This is a genomic window from Rhodococcus sp. ARC_M6 (genome assembly GCF_022810305.1).
GTDB lineage: Bacteria > Actinomycetota > Actinomycetes > Mycobacteriales > Mycobacteriaceae > Rhodococcus_F.
On sequence record NZ_JALGQH010000034.1, the window covers coordinates 1 to 20,266 of the forward strand.

Below are 20,266 nucleotides of genomic sequence, written 5' to 3' on the forward strand. Positions count from 1 at the left end.
CCGGCACTCCCGGCATGTTCGCGTTCTACCGCGAAATGGAACAGTGGATGCGCAGCCACTACAACGACGACAACGCGACCTTCCGCCCCGAATGGTCCAAGGGCTGGGCATTCAGCAGCGAACTACCCTACAAGGACGCCCAGATCATCGAACACGACCTCCCGCAGACCTACCGCGACGGCGTCCCCGCCAACAACAACTGGGACACCGCGAACGCGGCGTTCAACCAGCTCGACCCGCACAAGGTATTCAGCAACACCTTCCTGAACCAGCTTCTGCCCTGATTAGTCGATTAGAAATGCTGGGCTGAAACAGATTTGGGACAGAACGACCGACAACCGATTGCCCTGGTGGGCACCTCCCACCAGGGCAATCGGTCCGGCGCGTCGAGAAGAAGCAACCTATCTGCTCGCAGGTGAATGTCCTTGATTCAACACACCGAAGTGTCCAAAAGAATTGCTTCGAAAATTCGTCGACAAATTTTCCCAAATCGACCACTGCACAATGGATTTGCCCTATCCTGATCCACATGAGCCGATAAAGACCGGCGCGTGATCCACAAGTCCGTTTCCCACCTCACGACGTATCTCACGGCGTGAGTTCACAATCTGGGAACCTCTGGCTCCTAGTTAACAAGCCACACAGATGCTGGGACGCAGTCCGGCCGCCGATCAGGAGAGGTGAAGTCAATGGATACGAAGTATCTCGAATATGCCTTGGCTGACAGGCGATTCTACGATCGACCCCACCAGGATCCGACACAGCGTCCCAGTGCCAACGTCCGCCGATACGAACTGACTTACCTCGAATCGAATATCGAGTGGAAATCAGTGGAATCCTATGGATGGCAACATCATCAGCCGTCGTTATCAGTGAAACTTCCGGATCAGGGGTGGAAGATCCACTGTTCGGCGACTTTGCAGAACGCCCAGGCAATCTTGGACATAACATCCAAGTACTGCATCGAACGGCACTACTCGTTCAAATTCCTGCCCAACTCTGCAGCGATGCTCCGTTCCAACATGAAGTACGCACACCGTGGAGGCAGCGGGAAATTCATCACTATCTACCCTCCCGATGCAAGGTCATGCGAGAGCATCCTCAATGAACTGAACGAGCTCCTTCAAGGATTCGACGGACCATACATCCTCTCCGACCTCCGATGGCAGGATGGCCCCCTCTATGTCAGGTACGGGGGCTTCGCGCTCAAATACGTTCGTGACCAGTACGACGAACTCGTGCCTGCGATCACCGATCCCGATGGCCGTCTCGTCCCTGACCTCCGCCAGCCCGCATTCCGGCCGCCCACTTGGGTAGAAGTTCCGGACTTCATCGCGAAACAAAAGGAACTTCTCCACGCGGACGGCGACGACCAGCCGTTCCCGTACAAAATGATCGACGCTCTCCATTTCTCCAACGGCGGCGGCGTGTACAAAGCCCTCAACGGCAATGGTGCCGAGATCGTCGTCAAGGAGGCACGGCCGTTCGCCGGAATCACACCGGATGGCCGAGACGCAGTTTCGCGCCTCCAGCGTGAACGAGATATTTTGCAGATGCTGAACGAATCACCCTATTTTGCAGGCATACTCGACTATTTCGAGCATTCGAGCCACCACTTCCTGGTGCAGGAGTACGTTCACGGCAGGACTCTCAATAAGGAACTGGTCGAGCGTAATCCGCTGGTGCGCGCCAACGAAACGCAACTAGACCGAGCGACATACCGTGATTGGGCTCTTGGCATCGTCAACGAGGTGCAATCTGCCATCGAGCACCTGCACAGTCAGCGGATCGTGTTTGGCGACCTCCATCCCAACAATGTCCTGGTCCTGCCGGACAACTCGATCAAGATCATCGATTTCGAGATGTCCTACGTAGAAGGGCAAGACGACGTAGTGCAGCCGATGGGCGCTCCTGGTTTCACCCCTGGGGACGGACGAACCGGGTTGTCGGCAGATCTGTACTCTCTTGCCTGCCTGAAAATTTCGATCTTCTTGCCACTCACCGTGCTGCTCGATCTCAGCGCCGAAAAAATTGAGCAACTGGTCGCGGAAGCACACGATCTCTTCGAACTCCCCGATAGCTACTGCCAGAGCGTTCTCGAGGTACTTCGTCCACGACTAAACGCGAATAACGTTGGCATCCATCCCCTCCGAGCTATGGAGCCTATCCAGCAATGGGGTGTCCACGACGTGGACGGCGTTGAAAAGATCCGGTCACTCATCGACCTTGGTATCCGTGAGTCTCGGCAACTCTCGCGCTCAGATCGCCTCTACCCCGGGGACATCGCACAGTTCTCGGGAGATTCATTCAGCATCGCTCACGGACCGTGCGGAAACCTCCTGACTACCGCCATGAGCGAGGAAGATAAGCGCCTCGCGACGGAATGGGTTGAACACACGATTCGTCGCGCCCCGAACGTCAGCGTGGGCCTATACGACGGATTATCCGGTGCTGCAAGCACCTTCGAACGCCTCGGACTGCACAGCACTGCCGATTCGTGGGCCGAGAGAATCTATCGAGCTCCGTTCGAACTGCTCCCGTCCGAGCTCTTCAGTGGACTCGCCGGCATCGGGCTTTACATGCTAGAACGGCACCGCCGGAATAGTGATCCTGCCTCGCTCGAAGCGATCAATCGCATCCGACAGGTCATGCACGACCGTCTACAAGTCCCCAACAGTTCCATCCATTCCGAAAATGGACAATTGCACGTCGCCACCGGAAAGGGAGGCCTCATGCATGGAGCGAGCGGACAGTCACTCTTCTGGATACGCGCGTATGAAGTCCTCGGGCACCAACAAGATCTTGACGACGCCAAAGAGGCACTCGAACAAGATATTTCGCTGCTCATTGACTGTCCCGACGGATCACTCCAGCTGAACGAAGGATGGCGACGACTGCCATACATCGCCAGTGGGTCTACCGGAGTCGGGCTAGCGATCATGCGCGTAGCGTCACACAGCCCGGAGCCTCGGTACGAGGACTTGCTCGCGAAGATCACCCATGCCGCGACCGCAGAATTCTGCATACAGTCCAATCTGTTCAACGGGCGCGCTGGATTCATCTACTACTTGCTCCAACTCATCGAAAGTGGCCGGGACTACGGCCAGACGCGCGAGCACCTCGACGCTCAGGTCAGACGCTTGCAACTGCACGCGATTCCACACGGAGTTGGAATCCACTTTCCGGGCGAACAGTTACTCCGACTGTCCACGGACTGGGCAACTGGTTCGGCCGGCGTTTCCAACATGCTTGGCCTCTACGCCGACAGCCTCCGAGGAACACATGAAACCACTGCTCCGTTCCTCGGAATGGAGATTCCATTGCACCGACCGAAACTGAATGCCGAGCGTTCAGTGGCCTAGACAACCCGTCGAGGGTTAACGGAGAAGAGTCCAACAGAGAAAGGATGATGCAAGAAGGACACTTCCCCAGCGATACGCTGCATCATCGACCTTGTCCGACGCGGACAAGTATCTATCCAGGTTAGCCCAATGAAAGGATGTTCATGATGAATTCCATACTTGAATTTCAGGAGATCTCCGAATCCGGAAATCAAACAGGATTGTTTGATGATAGCGTCTACTCTTGGAGTGCCTGGAGTATTTCACTCTGTTAGAATTCAATAATTGAGACGTTTTCTCAGCTGGATTCCTCCAGAATCTAAAGTGAATTTCTCCTCAATAATGGATTTAATCCTAGGATCCAACATGATGAGTCCATGATCTTTGAATTGAGGTCACGAGTACTGCGGAATACGTCTCGGCGAATCGATTAGCTTACATCGTTGCCGACTCACAGGTCGGAAACGATCATCCATGACACCGCCCGAGACTAGTGGTCGCTGATCTGCGGCCAACTAGTCTCGGGTTTCAATTTTTGAATGACATAGGTTCCACAATGAGAATTCAGCAGCACCCCCACCCGAACTGCCAAACAACTCAAGCGCACACTACCCGCAATTTCTGTCAATCTAGAGAGTGAGCATCAATGAGTCCTGATCTGTAGGCCCAGATCGCTGTTTGAAGTCGACTCTTCGTTCCTACCTTGTTGGATATTCGACCGAGGTGAGACTTGATGGTACTCACCTCGATGCATAGTTCTACTGAGATATCGTCGTTACTCAGACCCCGAGCTAGACACTGAACTATATCTACTTCACGAACAGTCAGGGGAATCGATATATCTACAGTTGATTTTACACTTTCTGCCGACACAGCCGATCGACGACCGAATTCGCGCGTCAAACTGCCGAGTAGAGTAGAACTGATAGAAGTGCCACCTTTGTGCGAATTATAGATGGCTTGAGCCAACTCACTTGGACCTGTATCTTTCAGAATAAATCCCGAAACACCTAGGTCGATAGCAGAATAAAGATAATCGTCATGTCCGAATGTCGTGATGATTATTATCTTTTGTTTTGGGCGATTTGAAAGAATAATCTTCGCCGCAGTCAGTCCATCACCGTCCGGCATTCGAATATCCATCAAAATGACATCCGGGTTGATCTGACCAGATTGATAGACCGCGTTCGGGCCGGAGTCAGCCTCTCCCACAACAACTATGTCTTCATAGTTTGTCAAAAAGAGTCTTAATCCGCGCCGAACTATAGGCTGGTCGTCGACTACGAGGACCGTGATCATCAGCCGTTTAACCCTTCGAGTGGTATTTCCGCCTGCACTTTCCACCGCCCCGCGCCCGAAGGCCCGGCCTCGAAGGAACCACCCAGATACTCGGTACGCTCCCTGAGTCCGACCAACCCGAGCCCCTGTCCATTCATGTCGCCTTCAAGCGACACTCCCACATCATTTTCAACAATGATTTTCAGACTTCCCGAATCCTGCCTTATCAATACAACGACACGGCTTCCATACGCGTGCCGAAGGACATTCGACAGACTTTCCTGCACTATTCGATAGCAAGAGACCTGTATTGCACTGTCGATGTCTACCAGGTCGCCACCGATGTCGGCCGTGACCGTAAGCCCTGATCGTTGGCATCCATCAACAAGACTCATTACCGATTGAATGGATGGCTGAGGGCTTTGCGATTCAGTGGGTCCAATCCGTAGTACCTCGACAAGTTGACGAAGGCTCCGAAGAGCACGTTCACCTTGATCAACAACACCGAAGAGTAGATCTTGCACCTCTCCAGGTGCTGTCTCGAAGATCTCAGCTGCTGCTTTGCCTTGTATAATCACGGCAGTGAGATGGTGCGCCGAGACATCGTGAAGTTCGCGCGCCATACGGTTTCGTTCATCAGCCACAGCTTTCTGAACAGCCATATCACGCTCTTGTTTCAGCTGCCGGATCCGCACCCCGTCGACCAACTTGTGGCGCCGTTGGTTTTGTACAACTTTACCCAGCGCAGTGAACAAGCCATAGCTCATTACGACATTTACTATTACGGGGACCACCAACTCTCCGAACGTGTCGAGCGAAAGCGGTAAATTTAGATCACTCATTCGAAGATGAATGCTAACCAGGAGGTCGGCACTAATTCCAACCAGCACAGGAAGATAAAAGGAGCGCCCCTCGGTTCCAATTGCCAACATCAGAATCGAGATCCAATAGAGAGGGGTCGCTGCCGCGGCACGATCGCCAAGTACAAGCGCCAGCACAATCATTGCAAAAACGCTCACCGAAAAAAAGAAGATCGGGTTATAGCGCGCCTTCGCCAGTGCGATTGTATTGATGGCGATGACAAGCATTGGGCCGAGAAGTTGTCCGTAGTCTATCTGAGATTCGGAATTTTTCGGAAGAGAATCTCCGCTCAGCATCGCGGCAACTAGGTACACAAGACTCAGCACGCCGACCAGAAGTACACCGGCGCGACCTACGTACGAGAGCTGTGAGCCTTGAGCGCTTCCCCACCAACCCCACTCAGTTTTCGACTCCGCTTCGTCGTTCACTGTTTCGTCGATTGCGGTGGAAGAGGTCACCGTCACATCCCTCCGCGAATTGTTGGTCCCGGCAGCGGACTCAAGCTATCAAATCGGACAGACACCCAGGATGAATTCGCGCAATTCAGTCGCACCAGATTTCAAACCTCCGGAGCACGGCTCAACTGCAGCTACAACGCGGGAGGGGTCATCCAACAATTCGGCCGGCCGTAGGGATGACTGCTTTTACTGTCCAGCCGTTGTCGAGGGGTCCGGCGAGGAGTGTGCCGCCCAACAGGGTTACTCGTTCCCGCATTCCCGAGATCCCCAAGCTTTGACCGTCAGTGGCGGCCGCGCCCATTCCTGCGCTGTTGGTGATATCGAGGCGGATCGAATCACTTTCGCATCGCACACTCACCTTCGCGGAACTCTGCGGCGCGTGGCGGAGAACGTTCGACAGTGCCTCTTGCACAACGCGATAAGACGACAGTTGGACTGCACTGTCGATTTCGACGAAAGCATCCTCCAGATCGAGTTCCAACAGCGGAATAGACGCCCGACAGCCCTCGACCAGTTTCGGAATATCGGCGATCATCGGCTGTGGATACCGGGGATCCGTCCCACCGATACGCAGAATCCCCACAGTCTGGCGCAAACTGTTCAACGCGCGGTCGCCATGGTCGATCACGCCCCCGAGCAATGCCTTCGCCTGAGCTGGATTGGACAAAAACAACTTGTCTGCGGACTTCGCTTGGATGAGCATTCCGGTGAGGTGATGTGCGGCAACATCGTGCAGTTCACGCGCCATGTTCTGGCGCTCTTGTGCAATTGCGTCACTCAGTCGCGCTTCGTGATTCAACTGCATTTGGTCAATGGCCATGGCGCTAGCGGAAGATTGAGCTCGATGTCTCGAGACAACCAACCCGATCGTGATCATGACTGCGTAGCTACTCGCGATGTTCACGACCGGCGCGAACAGTAGAGACGGCAAATCCCCGATCGGAACCTGAGAGAGCGTCATACCCTCGCCGACCAACTTGAGTTTGGTTGTCAGCAATATATCCGCTGCCATTCCAATCATCACCAGCAGCGCCAAGCGACTTCCCCTGGTACTCCCCGCTAAGACAGCAATCGCACACCAATACAGGGGAGTAGCCGCCGCTACGCGGTCCTCCAACACGAATGCCAGCGCCACCGTTCCGGCGAGTGTCAGAAGGTACACCCAGACTGGGTACCGACGGCGGAAGCACGCAACAACTGTCAATGCCACCAGGATTGCCGCAGCCCCTGCGAGAACCCCGGGGTTGCCCAGACTCTGGCCCCCTGAGTACCCCTTGCCGCCAAATTGACTGCACGTTGCACCCACAACCCAGACCGCGCTAAGGATTCCGGCAATAGTCGCCAATATAGCCGGATTCCGCGATAGAAGCTCTCGAGCTTCCAGCGAAATCTTCGCGAGCAACGAAGGTTGCTGACGAATGGTCACCACTTGCCATCTCCCCCTTGTGTGACGGACGGTCGAAATTTTCGCATCCACAGTCCCGCAAATTAAGCTCATATTCGCATGCAAACAACGAATCTATGGCCATTACCAGAATACATGCGAACGCACTAGTACTTTTGGTGGATAATTCTCGAATCTCAACCGCACCAAGAATTCTGGTTAATCCTATTCAATGCCGACACCCGAATTTCTCGCACGCGAACGGTAGCGTCCTGACCATGAAGACTGCCTTTATCTCGATTGTTCCGGTCGCCCCATGATCTTGGTGACCTGGCGACAATGCCGCACTCACATCGTGTGGGCATTGTCGATCGTGGTGCTGGTCATCGCGGCTTCTGCGATCGCCGGGATCTATGTCCACCGATCAGGGACCTTCTGGGAATTCGGCCGGATCTGCTCACGCTGGTACGACGTCGGTATCTGCCGGCCAGCGACGACTCTGAGCGTGACAACGCTACTGGCGCTGTTGCTTCCTGTTCTCTTCGGAATGTTTGTGGGCGTCACTATCTTCTCCCGAGACCTGGAGCACGGGGCACATGTACTCGGCCTACCACAATCAGTGAGCCGAATGCGGTGGTACTTCTCGCGGGTTCTCGTCGTATTCGTGCCGATCACACTGGCGATGACAGTCCTCGGACTGGTTCTCAGTTGGACTCAAAATTCGCGCAAGCGTCTGACGAAACCCGAAGATCGCGACTCATTTTCGATGTTCGACTTCCCGATCTTCGAGACCACCGGAATCGCGATCGGCGGCTACACCTTCTTGGCATTGATCACAGGAAGCGCGGCAGCGCTGATTCTGCGCAATACGGTCGGTGCAATGGTCGCCACACTCGTCATGTTCCTGATCGCACCCGTGATATTGACAGCACTACTCAGGCCTCACTACACAGAACCGGACACGAAGGTGCAGTCCATCAACGGCTACACCCGAGCGACCGAGTACGCGCCGTCTCCGTACTACACCGTCGACGCGAGTTGGGTTGTCGGAGCTGGATTCACCGACCGCGACGGCAACATGATCACGGCGGACTATTCACAATGCGTGCGCAAGGATTCCGCCAAGGTCCGAGCTGGCGAAACTACCCACAAGGACCGTGCCCGCACACAGATCGAGTATGCGGAACGGACCTTGGAATTCGACAACTGCCTCAGGCTGCAGCGCATCGACCACTACGAAATCCTCTCCCACCCGCAGAGTCGGTACTGGCAGTTCCAAACCATCGAAACTGCACTGATCCTGCTATGCGCTGAATTGATGTCTTTGCTCGCCAATATTCGAAGGCCTCAGATTCCCGCCCTGCGTACGAGAGCATCTGTCGCAGAAGGAGATACAACGCTAATGGCCCGCAACAGTCCGGCATAGCGCGGATACAACTCGATCGGCCGAGTTTCGATCGCCCTCACTATCCACGACGCCGCTTGATCCGCTGTCAAAGCCGGCTGACTGACGTAGGCAGCGGTGGGCGCGATCATCGGCGTGCGAATCAGCGGAAACTGCACCGTACTGACGTCGACGCCCGTGCCATGACATTCAGCTCCGAGGCTGCGGCCGAAGGCACTGAGCGCCGATTTCGATGCGTGATACGCACTGAACCTGGGCATCACACCGGCGCTCACACCCCACGTCCCCACATTGACGATGTGCCCGGAATGAGCTTCGAGCATCGAGGGCAACAGCCGCAACGTCAACCGCGCCGGCCCGAAGTAGTTGAGCGCCATCGTGCGCTCGTAATCATGGAACCGCTCCACTGAGTCGGCAGCAGTCCGGCGGATCGAGCGGCCCGCGTTGTTGATCAGAACATCGACGGCCCCGAATTGCTCGGCAATGGCGTCGGCAAGCTCGTCGACGCTCTCGCCTTTCGAGAGATCCGCCGGCAAGACGTGCGCCCGTCCACCTTCCCGCTGGATAGCGCCCTGCACTCTCTCGAGTTCTTCGACGCCGCGGGCGATCAGAATCAACTCGGCGCCCCGGGCGGCCAACGTGCGCGCGGTTGCCTCACCGATTCCGGACGACGCCCCGGTCAGCACCATTGTCTTGCCCGAGAGGTCGACGCCGGGCGCCGGAAGTAGCGAACGGAGTCGCGTCGGCGGACTCAACACAAAATTGCTGAAAAGACTTCTGATCACGTCAGTACCGGTCCTGTCTGCGGGTTCATGAAGCTACTCAACAGTAAGTTATGCGGCTCGACCCCACCAGGCCGAAGGGGGCTAGCTTTTCCTGATACCTGCGGTTACATTAAACGCAGACCGAGTGCCTGCGATCACACGAACCGGCCCTCGATACCACCGAAGAGGGAGACGAACATGACGCTCACGACGGCGTTCGACAAGAGCGCGGAAGCATCCGACGACTCGTACAACGAGACACTCCGCCTCCTGTCCGAGGGATCGGTACACAAGCGCTTCGACCCCTACCTCGACATTGACTGGGACTCCCCCAAACTCGCGGTCACGCCCAACGATCCCCGCTGGGTCCTCCCGGCCGAGACAGATCCGCTGGGCGCCCACCCCTGGTACCAGGCGCAGAGCGAGGCCAGGCAGATCGAGATCGGGATGTGGCGTCAGGCCAACGTCGCGAAGGTCGGCCTCCAGTTCGAAAACATCCTGATCCGCGGCATGATGCAGTACGTCTTCTCGCTGCCCAATCAGTCGGCCGAGGCCCGCTACTGCACTCACGAATCCGTCGAAGAGTGCAACCACACCATGATGTTCCAGGAGATGGTGAACCGCATCGGCGTCGACGCTCCCGGTATGAGCCGCCCGATGCGCATGCTGGCACCGTTCATCCCCCTCGCTGCCGGACCGTTTCCCGAAATCTTCTTCGTGGGCGTCTTGGCCGGCGAGGAACCGATCGATCACATTCAGAAGAGCATCCTGCGCGCCGGCGGTGATATTCACCCGATCATGGCGTCCGTCATGGCAATTCACGTTGCCGAGGAAGCACGACATATCTCGTTTGCGCACAAGCTCCTGAGCCGTCGCATCCCACTGATGTCCCGCCCCAGCCGCTTTGTGCTGTCACTTCTCTTCCCCCTGGTCATGCGAATCCTGTGCGACGCCATCGTGATTCCGCCGAAGACCTTCTGGAAGCAGTTCGACATCCCGGCATCCGTGAAGAAGGACCTCTTCTGGGAACTTCCCGAATCGCGTCAGACTCTGCGCAACTACTTCGGTGACGTCCGCATGCTCGCCACCGAAACCGGCCTGATGAATCGCGCGTCGCGCCTGGTGTGGAAGGCCTGCAAGATGGATGGCCGCGCATCACGTTTCCGCAGCGAGCCCCATCGCAGCACACACAACGCCGCAGCCTAGATCGGAACTTTGCCGCCATGTCACACGTAGTCACGCAGTCCTGCTGCAGCGACGCCTCCTGCGTCTACGCCTGCCCGGTCAACTGCATCCATCCGACGCCGGACGAGCCGGATTTCCTCACCGCCGAGATGCTGCACATCGACCCCCAGGCCTGCGTCGACTGCGGGGCGTGCGTATCGGCCTGCCCCGTCGATGCGATTGTGCCCGAGTCGAAACTGACTGACCCGCAACGTGTTTTCTTGCAGATCAATGCGGATTTCTACAAGGAGGAGCGGCCGCGGCCACTGCTCGCCAAGGTGATTCCGGCTGCGACCATCGATCAGGGGCGTCCACCGCTGCGTGTTGCGATCGTCGGATCCGGTCCGTCGGCGATGTATGCGGCCGACGAGTTGCTGACTCAGCCCGATGTGCAGGTCAACGTCTTCGATCGACTTCCCGTGCCCTACGGTCTGGTTCGCGCCGGCGTAGCTCCCGATCATCAGAAGACCAAGCAGGTCACCCGCCTGTTCGACAAGATCGCCGCACAAAAGGGTTTCGAGTTCTACCTGAACGTGGAGATCGGTAATCACCTCTCCCACAACGAACTTCTCGAAAACCATCACGCCGTCCTGTATGCCGTCGGCGCTTCGTCCGATCGCGGCTTGGGCATCCCGGGTGCCGATCTGCCCGGAACAGCCTCGGCCACAGACTTTGTGGCGTGGTACAACGGCCACCCCGATCATGCCGACGACGTCTTCGACCTCTCGCATCGACGCGCCGTCATCATCGGAAACGGTAACGTCGCACTCGACGTCGCTCGCATCTTGACGGCAGATCCCGAGAAGCTCGCAGCCACCGACATCTCGGCCCACGCCCTCGCAGCACTGCGGAAGAGTCGCGTCGAAGAGGTAGTCATCGTCGGCCGCCGCGGAATCGCGCAGTCCGCCTTCACCGTTCCCGAGTTCACGGGCCTGATGGCACTACCGGACATCGAGTTGTCGGTCGGGCCCGACGATATGATTCTCGATCCCGCCACCGAACATGCAGACGCGCTGCCGCATGCCGTCGAGCAGAAACTCAAACTCCTCGAGGCTTTGAAGAACCGCGATCACGTCGATGTCGGTAGCAAACGAATCACCTTGCGCTACCTGCTCACACCAACTGCAATCACCGGCGAGAACCACGTCACCGGCGTCGAGTTCGACCGCAACACACTCGTCGACGGCGACGGCACCGCTGGTATCGAACCCACCGGCGACACCGAAACCATCGACGCCGGCTTGGTGCTCACGTCCATCGGCTATCGCGGCGTCCCCCTCGCCGGTGTCCCGTTCGACGAGCGGGCCTCGGTGATTCCCAACGACGGAGGCCGTGTCCTCGAAGCGCCCGGTGTCTACGCAACGGGCTGGATCAAGCGTGGCCCCAGCGGCTTCATCGGCACCAACAAATCCTGCGCCCAGGAAACCGTCGGCAAGCTCGTGGACGACTTCAACAACGGCCGCCTGACAACCCCAGTCGACGACGCAACCGCTCTGGATCGATTGGTCCGAGCCAGGCAACCAGCCGTTGTCGATCGCGAAGGTTGGCACGCCATCGACAAAGTCGAACGTGAACGCGGCGCTGCCCACGGCCGGATTCGCGAGAAGATTCTCGATCAGGCCGAGGCGTCGTCGATCGTCAACGCCGCAGCTCAGGCAAAACCGGCGCGTCGCAGGCTCTGGAAGGCGTCCCACTGACCGAAAATTTCGACCCATCTGCGCTGCATATCGTGTAATACTGCAACTTGTTTCAGTAAGCGGCTACAGCGGCCTCGATCTCCGGATCAGGCACGCCCACAGATGAGGTATGCATGAGCGAGACTGCAACGCCGGCAGTTGAGGGCTGGTTCACGACCGGCGCTGAACCGGCTCTGATCGGCACCAAGTGCCAATCCTGCGGCACCATTTCCTTCCCCCGCGAGACCACGTTCTGCAAGAACCCGAGCTGCTCGGGTGAAGAGTTCGCCGACACCGAGCTCTCGCGTCGCGGCACGGTCTGGTCGTACACCGACGCGCAGTACCAGCCGCCGCCGCCGTACATCCCCAGCTCCGACCCGTACGTGCCGTTCGCCCTCGCAGCCGTCGAGCTGCCCGAAGGCCTCGTCATCCTCGGCCAGGTGGCCGACGGTTACGGCGTCGACGATCTCAAGGTCGGCAACACCGTCGAACTGGTTGTCGAGCCGCTGTACACCGACGAAACCGGAGTCCGCACGACGTGGCGCTGGAAGCCCGTCGCCGCAGCAGCAGACACAGCCGCAGCAGCACAGGAGTCGCAGTCATGAGCAAAGACGTCGCAGTACTCGGTGTAGGTATGCACCCGTGGGGCAAGTGGGGCCAGTCGTTCGTGAAGTACGGCGTCGCCGCCGCTCGCGCCGCACTCGCTGATTCCGGTGTCGACTGGAAAGACGTCGACTTCATCGTCGGCGGCGAGACCGTCCGCAACGGATACGGCGGATACGTCGCCGGAGCCACCTTCGCTCAGGCCCTCGGCTGGAACGGCGCTCGCGTCGCCACGTCGTACGCCGCTTGTGCGACGGGTGCCCAGGCACTCGATACGGCTCGCGCCCGCATCCTCGCCGGCCTCAGTGAGGTCGCCTTGGTCGTCGGCGCCGACACCACCCCCAAGGGCTTCCTCGCTCCCGTCGCCGGTGAGCGTTGGGACGATCCGGACTGGCTGCGTTTCCGCCTCATGGGCATGACCAACCCGGCGTATTTCGCACTCAATGCGCGTCGACGCATCGATCTCTACGGCGCAACGTCCGAGGACTTCGCCAACGTGAAGGTCAAGAACGCCAAGCACGGTCTGAACAACCCGAACGCGCGTTACCGCAAGGAGGTCACCGTCGAAAACGTGTTGGCTTCCCCCGTGGTGTCCAACCCGCTCCACCTCCTCGACATCTGCGCCACCTCCGACGGCGGAGCAGCCATCCTGCTGACGTCGATGGAATACGCCCGCAAGATGGGTATCGCGGAACCTGTTCGCATCAAGGCGATTTCGACGGTCACGCCGACGTTCCCGCAGACGATCATGGACATGCCGAACTTCTCCACCGATTCCAGCTCCGCCGTGCCCGCACCGGAGCGCACGTTCAAGGAATCCATCGGCTACGCCGCTTACGAAGAAGCCGGCATCTCGCCTGAGGACGTCGACGTCGCCGAGGTCTACGACCTCGCTACGTCCGTCGAACTCGACTGGATCGAAGACCTCGCACTCTGCAAGCGCGGCGAGGCCGAACACCTCCTGCGCGCCGGCGACACCACCATCGGCGGCCGCATCCCGGTCAACCCGTCCGGTGGCCTCGCCTGCTTCGGCGAAGCTGTTCCCGCACAGGCACTTGCGCAGGTCTGCGAGCTCACCTGGCAGCTGCGCGGGCAAGCCGAAGGCCGTCAGGTCGAAGGCGCTCGCATCGGCATCACCGCAAACCAGGGCCTCTTCGGCCACGGCTCATCGGTGATCGTTTCCGCCTGAGTCCGATTTTTCGAAACCGCGCGGGGTGTGACACACACCCCGCGCGGTTTTGTTTTGGAAAGACAAGACCTACCGGGCTCGCATCGCGTCCAGGGTCTCGTGCAGATATGTCCGGAACACCGCCGCCATGTCCACTGCATCAGCATCGACCAACCACTGTTGCTGGAGTCCGTCCATCATGGCAACCAGCCGGAACGCGTGAGCCTCGGGATCAATATCGGCCCGGAACTCTCCGGACGCGATCCCGGTGCGGATACCGTCCGCGATGAACGCTCGAATACGGCGATAGCGGTTGTGCGCCCAGGCGTGAGCAGGATGATCGACGGTGACGGACTCGGCGCTCAGGACAGTGAAAAGCTGAACGAGTCCGGGAATGCGCTGGTTGCGCTCTACAAGGTCTGCGAGGGCCTCCATCGCAGGGATCCCGGTGAGCCGCGCGCCGTCGGCGTCGGTGAAGCGCTCTACGTCCATGTCGTCACGCAAGTCCAGCGTGGCCGCCAGCAACTCTTCCTTGGTGCGGAAGTGGTGCAGCAGACCCGGCTGGGAGATTTCCGCGCGCTCGGCGATCCGGGCGAGCGAGGCGCCGCGGTAGCCGTTCTCGGCGAACTCCTCCATTGCGACGTGCAGGATCCGGGTTCGTCGGGCCCGCCCGACGGCGTAACTGCCGCCTTTCCGGGGTCGGACGGTCATATTTCGGCCCTTCTCTCCAGTGTCCACAGTCTCACCTTAAGAGGTCAGGGATAACATCGCGATAACAAACCTAGTGGGCACTCGGTATTGGGGACTAGCCTCGAACCTTGTGGTCGAAAGACCCAGTCCATGAGACGGCACGAAGGAGTCTATTTGTGAACAGCCCGCCGGAGACGGCTCGGAACACTACTGAGCCGATCCCCGCCACACGGCCGCTGGGGCTTCTGATCTCGGGTGTCGTCCTGCTGCTTCTCGGCATCGTCGAGGCCGCGATCATCATGTCGAACGTGATCACACCGCCGTGGCAGAGCCTGGACGACTCCTGGCGACGGACCATGGAGAGCAGTCGCGAAGGCCCGCTCACCGGCTTCGCCAAGGTCGTCGACTTCCTGGGCGGGCCGATCGGCAGCATCGTGATCCTCCTGCTGCTGATCGGTGCGTTCCTGTATCGCAAGCGGCCGCGCGCGGCAGTCTTCATTGCCGTCGGAACTGTGGCAACCAGCGTCGTCGCCCAGGTCGTGAAGAAAGTCGTCGACCGACCCTGGCCGCTCGAGCCACTAGTGAGGGTCGACCACGGGTCCTTTCCCTCCGGACACACCGTGTTCGTCGTCAGTACCGCCATCATGCTGATCGCACTGCTGAGCGTCCCGGGCCGGCGGCGGCTCGGTGTCATTCTCGCGGTACTAGCAACCGCGGTAATGATCTGGGACCGTACATATCTCGGCGCCCACTGGTTTTCGGACACAATCGGCGGCCTGTTTCTCGGAGGCGGCACTACCCTCGTGCTGTGGTGGCTGATGACGCCCTACCTATCGACCGAAAAGCTTGTGAACACCAACAAGGAGAACGCGACATGACCGTGAATTTGTCCCGCATCAAGATCTCGCGCGGCGAGCTGTCCTACTTCGAGGCGACACCCGACGCCGGCACCGACGTCAAGGGCACCGTCGTGATGGTTCCCGGCTTCACCGGTTCCCGGGAAGACTTCCTCCCCATGGCGCCGTTCGTCACCGCCGCCGGCTACCGCCTGATCTCGTACTCGCAGCTCGGACAATACGATTCGGATGGCCCGGACGGACGGGATGCGGTCGGCGAGTACACAATCGCCAAGTTCGCCGTGGACCTCGCCGAGGTGCTCGACGCAGTTGCGCCCGGCGAGAAGGTCCACCTCCTCGGCCACAGCTTCGGCGGGCTCGTCACCCGCGCGGCCGTGCTGAACGACCCGGCACGATTCCTGGACTACGTAATCCTCGACTCGCCGCCAAACGGTCAGGACCTGGGCGGAGCTGTCGACATGGGCCAGATCCCGGAGCTTCTGTGGGCGGGAGGCAACGAGGCGTTGTGGCAGGCCATGTTCGGGGCCTTCGAGGACATCTTCCCGGCACCGGTCAAGGAGTTCCTGCGAGGCCGCATCATGGCGACCAAGACAGCGAACATCGCCGGGATCGCCCTCACCATGAGCGCCGAGCCGGATCGCGTCGAGGAGTTGGGCGCAACCGGCGTGCCGATCCTCGTCGCCGCCGGCGAGAACGACGTCATTCCGCTGGACGCCCAGGCCGACGCCGCGGCGCGCCTCGGCGTGAAGTTCGAGATTATTGCCGGGGCCTCCCACACCCCCAACGAGGAGAAGCCCGAGGAGCTGACGAAGGTACTCGTCGACTTCTGGGCGGACCACACTGCCTGACACTGGTTTACGTCATGAACGGCTCCGGCGGTGCACGTCACCGCCGGAGCTTTCAGTTCCGGATGAAATCGAGAAGGTCTGCGTTGAAAGCCTTTTCGTACTCATCCACAAGTCCGTGAGAGCCTCCCGGGTACACCTTGAGCTTCGCACCCGAAACCAGTTCCGCAGTACGCAATCCCGCGGCTTCGATGGGCACGATCTGATCGTCGTCACCAACCGCCACAAATGTCGGGACATCGATCTTTGCCAAATCCTCGGTGAAGTCCGTCTCTGAGAATTCCTTGACACAGTCGTAGGCAGCTTTGATGCCGACCTGCATGCCCATCAGCCAAAAGGCATAGCGCGCACCGTCGGAGAGCGTCGAACCTTCTCGATTTCCGCTGTAGAACGGAACGCTGAGGTCCAGGTAAAACTGTGAGCGATCAGCTTCGACTCCAGCACGGATATCGTCGAACGCGCTGCGCGGTGTTCCCTTCGGATTGTTCTCCGTCAACAGCATCAGCGGTGGCACCGCGCCGACGAGCACCATTTTCGCAACTCTCGACGTCCCGTGCCGACCGACGTAGCGGGTAATCTCGCCGCCGCCCGTGGAATGTCCCACCAAGATGACATCTCGCAGGTTCAGTTGCCCGATCAAGGCGGCGAGGTCGTCGGCCCACGTATCCATAGTGTTGCCGTCCCACGTTTGGGACGACCGCCCGTGCCCACGACGATCGTGGGCGATCGCTCGAAACCCGGACGACGCAACCAAACCAAGCTGCTTGTCCCAGACATCCGCCGTCAACGGCCAACCGTGGCTGAAGACGACGGGTTGACCGCTGCCCCAGTCCTTGTAGAAGATCTCGGCTTTGTCCGGCATCCGCGCAATTGGCATTTCGACTCCTCTTTCAAGCACAGAGTTCCCTGGCAGGAATACCCGATACCGACATGGGGAAACGGCTGAGCCGACGAAACGCTGATTAAGCAATGCCCGAATTGGGTAATTTCATAGTGCCACTCCACCGACGCCAGGAGTCCGATGAAAAGCTCGGTTCGCGTATCGGCTGTACCAGGGCCCGAACCGGGTGAAATGACGTCCGAGGGTGAACGTCAGAGCAGGTTCCGGCCACCGTCAGCTATTGCACATGCAATTCCGAGGCCACGCCTGCATCGGCAACTCTCCGAGTCCACTCACTCCCACACCGTGACCCTGCTGTGCGCGCCGGCCGGCGCAGGCAAGACACTCCTGCTGGCCGACTGGGCCCGCGAGCAGTCCCACACAGCGGTTTGTTGGCTGACTCTGGCTGAACGCGACAACAACGCCCGCATCCTGTGCACCTCGCTGAGTGAAGCCCTGTCCCAGCATGTCGAACCCATCGCACGCAGTGCGCCCCCACAGTTCTGGCTCTCCGGCTTCATGGACGCAATCGCAGCCAGCGAACGCCCGATCACGCTGATTCTCGACGACGTTCATGCATTGCACGATCCCATCTCGATTTCGACGCTCGATCACGTTCTCTCGAATGCCCCGCCCAACCTGTCGATTGTTCTCGCGGCCCGGTACGAACCCCCATTAACCTGGCATCGGCTAGCACTCGAGGGTCGGCTGAGTCGATTCGAAGCGAGCAATCTCGCCTTCGACAGCACCGAAATCACGACGCTCTTGGCTGAATACGACATCAGCCTGACCGCGGACCAATTGGCGATCATCGAATCATTCACCAAGGGATGGGGCGCCGTAGTCCGATTGGCGGGCGCCTACCTCTGCGGACGCGGCGACAAGGCCCACGCCGTCGAGGAATTCACGCACACCCCACGACCCGTCGCCGATTTCCTCGTCGACGAGGTCTTAGCCGCACTGCCCCCACATCTCACGACGTTCATGCTCCGCACTTCGGTTGTCGACGCATTCTCCATCGATCTGGCCGAAGCCCTCACCGACGACGACGCCGGCACCGAAATAGACTCGCTGATCCAGTTCAATCTGCCGCTCACACGCACCGATTCGGCCGATCACACAACCTGGCTGCGTTACCACCCGCTGCTACGCGAACATCTCCGAGCAGAGTTCCGGCGCGTCGATCCCGGAGGACGAGTACTGGCCAACGAGCAGGCGGCCGGGTGGCTCGAGACTCATCAGTTCGAAGTGGAAGCGCTGGAACTCGAGATCGGGATCGGTGACACCGCAAGAATTCTCGCATTCCTAGACCGCTGTGGACTGGGAATCGTACTGGATGGGTATGGCAGCGATCTGGTTCGAATTCTGGAGTCCGCGCCGATCCCGGTTGCCGAGTCACCTTGTACGCGAATGCTTCTTGCAGCTTCGGCATTGCATTGCGGCGACGTCATTACCGCCAGTGCGTATCTGAATTTCCTCGGCGACGCGTCACTCCTGCACGAAGACGCACTGTATTGCGCCTTGACCCTCGAATCTCTTTATGTAACTGCCGATTCACAACACGCCACCACACTCACTGCGCTCGCAGAACGACAGCGCAGCACAAATTCCGATGTCGAAGCATACGCACACCTTCAACTCGCGACCGGATACTTTCTGGGCTGCGATTTCGACAGAGCAACAAACGAATACACCCAAGCTGCCGCGCTGGGAATGCTCCGGGGACGCACCCGTCTGGTCTTGAATTCCTTGACCGGTCTCGGATTCGCCGCCGCCATGGACGGCAACGCCCTGGCAATGACCGCGCATTCGACGTACGCCCTCCGTTACGCAATCAAGCATCACCTCGTCGGCACCGCAGAATACGAGCTGTCGACATCCGTCGCCGCGCTGGCCGCCTATCTCTGCAACACAACGGATCTCCCGTACAAGACCCCGTCAGCCCAGAACTGTCGCCAAGCAGATGTTCTCGGCGTCAGCATCCCCGCGTTCGGATGGCATACCGTCGTCACCTTCGGATTGCAGCGACTCGACACTGCCGGTGATCGCCGGTCTACAGTTGCAGAGATTCGCGACGCGATGCTCAATGCCGTTGAATCGGGAACCTTTTCGATAGCAAGTTCGGCTCTCCTCCCCGCCGTGGTCAATGCTTGCCTGTCCGTAGGCGAACTGGACTGGGCAAGCCGCCTGATCCACGACGCCTCCCGTCACCTCGGCGAGATCCCCGAGGTGCACCTGGCCCGCGCATCACTACGGCTTGCCGCCAACAGAAACACCGAGGCACAGATCGAACTGGAAGCCGTCACGCACGAACCTCACCGGCCACTACTCGGCCACCATATATACACGTCGGTCTTACAATCCTGCATTCACTCCGCAAACCGGCAACCCCGCAAGGCTTTTCAATCACTACACAACGCCTTGCGCAGCGCCGAACACGAAAATCTCCTTCGACCTTTCCTCGACTACGGCCATTCATTGCGGCGAGTCCTCGATGATTTCAGTGGGCACTTCGGAGATCAGGAACCATTTGCCGAACGCGTGCGATCACGCCTGCACCCCAAGGAATTGGTCAGCGCGCCCATTCTGACACCGGGTGAGTACACCGTCCTACGTGAGCTCGCCACCGGAGATACGACGGAATCGATAGCCGAAACTCTGTTCTTGTCCGTCAACACCATCAAGACGCATCTACGCGGGATCTACCGGAAACTCGACGTCAGCAACCGCCGTGACGCCCTCAAAGCCGCGCGGCGCGGCGGGCTCATCTGAGCCGACGTAGCTGATATGCGCATACAGATGCCGCCGCGGATTTACAACGACACGCGGGAC

Annotated in this window: 16 protein-coding genes; 10 read left to right on the plus strand and 6 right to left on the minus strand. The window is 59.0% G+C overall.

The window, feature by feature from the left end:
* Together MTX36_RS25135 and lanKC are read left to right on the plus strand one after the other, a co-directional pair.
* Positions 1-284, plus strand: a 284-nt coding sequence (locus tag MTX36_RS25135) for a cholesterol oxidase substrate-binding domain-containing protein (protein WP_279394607.1), incomplete at its 5' end; no start/stop codon positions are given.
* 405 nt (positions 285-689) lie between these two features.
* Positions 690-3,362, plus strand: coding sequence for a class III lanthionine synthetase LanKC (gene lanKC, locus MTX36_RS25140; RefSeq protein ID WP_243622350.1), 2,673 nt, complete (start codon positions 690-692; stop codon positions 3,360-3,362).
* 603 nt (positions 3,363-3,965) lie between these two features.
* Here the strand turns inward: lanKC and MTX36_RS25145 are convergent.
* The 3 genes from MTX36_RS25145 to MTX36_RS30310 all read right to left on the minus strand — a co-directional run bounded on the left by MTX36_RS25145 (position 3,966) and on the right by MTX36_RS30310 (position 7,364).
* The gene (locus tag MTX36_RS25145; RefSeq protein WP_243622351.1) at positions 3,966-4,640 is read right to left on the minus strand and encodes a response regulator transcription factor; all 675 of its coding nucleotides are present in this window, start codon (positions 4,638-4,640) and stop codon (positions 3,966-3,968) included.
* Complete coding sequence (locus MTX36_RS30305) at positions 4,640-5,938, minus strand: sensor histidine kinase (RefSeq protein ID WP_243622352.1); 1,299 nt, start codon at positions 5,936-5,938, stop codon at positions 4,640-4,642. The genes MTX36_RS25145 and MTX36_RS30305 overlap by 1 nt, the downstream gene beginning before the upstream one ends.
* A gap of 148 nt (positions 5,939-6,086) precedes the next feature.
* Positions 6,087-7,364 (minus strand): sensor histidine kinase, encoded by a 1,278-nt coding sequence (locus MTX36_RS30310; protein ID WP_243622353.1) that lies wholly within the window; start codon positions 7,362-7,364, stop codon positions 6,087-6,089.
* Positions 7,365-7,638: 274 nt separating this feature from the next.
* On the opposite strand from MTX36_RS30310, the gene MTX36_RS25160 reads away from it, so the two are divergent.
* Positions 7,639-8,748, plus strand: coding sequence for a hypothetical protein (locus tag MTX36_RS25160; protein WP_243622354.1), 1,110 nt, complete (start codon positions 7,639-7,641; stop codon positions 8,746-8,748).
* Here MTX36_RS25160 and MTX36_RS25165 read toward each other — a convergent pair.
* Positions 8,670-9,512, minus strand: coding sequence for an SDR family oxidoreductase (locus tag MTX36_RS25165; RefSeq protein WP_374230541.1), 843 nt, complete (start codon positions 9,510-9,512; stop codon positions 8,670-8,672). The two genes, MTX36_RS25160 and MTX36_RS25165, sit on opposite strands and share 79 nt — an antisense overlap.
* Before the next feature lie 177 nt (positions 9,513-9,689).
* Between MTX36_RS25165 and MTX36_RS25170 the strand changes: the two genes are divergently transcribed.
* The 4 genes from MTX36_RS25170 to MTX36_RS25185 all read left to right on the plus strand — a co-directional run bounded on the left by MTX36_RS25170 (position 9,690) and on the right by MTX36_RS25185 (position 14,183).
* Complete coding sequence (locus tag MTX36_RS25170; RefSeq protein ID WP_243622355.1) at positions 9,690-10,697, plus strand: diiron oxygenase; 1,008 nt, start codon at positions 9,690-9,692, stop codon at positions 10,695-10,697.
* 17 nt (positions 10,698-10,714) lie between these two features.
* Positions 10,715-12,412 carry an FAD-dependent oxidoreductase gene (locus tag MTX36_RS25175; protein ID WP_243622356.1) on the plus strand — a complete coding sequence of 566 codons (1,698 nt, stop codon included), beginning with the start codon at positions 10,715-10,717 and terminating at the stop codon, positions 12,410-12,412.
* Positions 12,413-12,525: 113 nt separating this feature from the next.
* Positions 12,526-12,996, plus strand: coding sequence for a Zn-ribbon domain-containing OB-fold protein (locus MTX36_RS25180; RefSeq protein ID WP_243622357.1), 471 nt, complete (start codon positions 12,526-12,528; stop codon positions 12,994-12,996).
* A complete protein-coding gene (locus MTX36_RS25185; protein WP_094270446.1) occupies positions 12,993-14,183 on the plus strand; it encodes a lipid-transfer protein in 1,191 nt (396 codons plus the stop codon). Before MTX36_RS25180 ends, MTX36_RS25185 begins: the two co-directional genes overlap by 4 nt.
* 69 nt (positions 14,184-14,252) lie before the next feature.
* Here MTX36_RS25185 and MTX36_RS25190 read toward each other — a convergent pair whose 3' ends face one another.
* Complete coding sequence (locus MTX36_RS25190) at positions 14,253-14,900, minus strand: TetR/AcrR family transcriptional regulator (protein WP_243622358.1); 648 nt, start codon at positions 14,898-14,900, stop codon at positions 14,253-14,255.
* 128 nt (positions 14,901-15,028) lie between these two features.
* Here MTX36_RS25190 and MTX36_RS25195 point away from each other — a divergent pair, with 128 nt between their 5' ends.
* Together MTX36_RS25195 and MTX36_RS25200 are read left to right on the plus strand one after the other, a co-directional pair.
* The gene (locus MTX36_RS25195) at positions 15,029-15,730 is read left to right on the plus strand and encodes a phosphatase PAP2 family protein (protein WP_243622359.1); all 702 of its coding nucleotides are present in this window, start codon (positions 15,029-15,031) and stop codon (positions 15,728-15,730) included.
* Complete coding sequence (locus MTX36_RS25200) at positions 15,727-16,557, plus strand: alpha/beta fold hydrolase (RefSeq protein ID WP_243622360.1); 831 nt, start codon at positions 15,727-15,729, stop codon at positions 16,555-16,557. The genes MTX36_RS25195 and MTX36_RS25200 overlap by 4 nt, the downstream gene beginning before the upstream one ends.
* 52 nt (positions 16,558-16,609) lie before the next feature.
* Here MTX36_RS25200 and MTX36_RS25205 read toward each other — a convergent pair whose 3' ends face one another.
* Positions 16,610-17,431, minus strand: coding sequence for an alpha/beta fold hydrolase (locus MTX36_RS25205; protein WP_243622361.1), 822 nt, complete (start codon positions 17,429-17,431; stop codon positions 16,610-16,612).
* A gap of 144 nt (positions 17,432-17,575) precedes the next feature.
* On the opposite strand from MTX36_RS25205, the gene MTX36_RS25210 reads away from it, so the two are divergent.
* Positions 17,576-20,206, plus strand: a complete 2,631-nt coding sequence (locus MTX36_RS25210; protein ID WP_243622362.1) for a LuxR C-terminal-related transcriptional regulator — start codon at positions 17,576-17,578, stop codon at positions 20,204-20,206.
* Positions 20,207-20,266 lie beyond the last annotated feature (60 nt).

Coding starts and splice junctions, on each gene's coding strand:
- MTX36_RS25185 (WP_094270446.1), top strand. CDS start 12,993: ATGAGCAAAGACGTCGCAGTACTCGGTGTAGGTATGCACCCGTGGGGC.
- MTX36_RS25205 (WP_243622361.1), bottom strand. CDS start 17,431: ATGCCAATTGCGCGGATGCCGGACAAAGCCGAGATCTTCTACAAGGAC.
- MTX36_RS25210 (WP_243622362.1), top strand. CDS start 17,576: ATGAAAAGCTCGGTTCGCGTATCGGCTGTACCAGGGCCCGAACCGGGT.
- lanKC (WP_243622350.1), top strand. CDS start 690: ATGGATACGAAGTATCTCGAATATGCCTTGGCTGACAGGCGATTCTAC.
- MTX36_RS25180 (WP_243622357.1), top strand. CDS start 12,526: ATGAGCGAGACTGCAACGCCGGCAGTTGAGGGCTGGTTCACGACCGGC.
- MTX36_RS25145 (WP_243622351.1), bottom strand. CDS start 4,640: ATGATCACGGTCCTCGTAGTCGACGACCAGCCTATAGTTCGGCGCGGA.
- MTX36_RS25175 (WP_243622356.1), top strand. CDS start 10,715: ATGTCACACGTAGTCACGCAGTCCTGCTGCAGCGACGCCTCCTGCGTC.
- MTX36_RS25200 (WP_243622360.1), top strand. CDS start 15,727: ATGACCGTGAATTTGTCCCGCATCAAGATCTCGCGCGGCGAGCTGTCC.
- MTX36_RS25170 (WP_243622355.1), top strand. CDS start 9,690: ATGACGCTCACGACGGCGTTCGACAAGAGCGCGGAAGCATCCGACGAC.
- MTX36_RS25160 (WP_243622354.1), top strand. CDS start 7,639: ATGATCTTGGTGACCTGGCGACAATGCCGCACTCACATCGTGTGGGCA.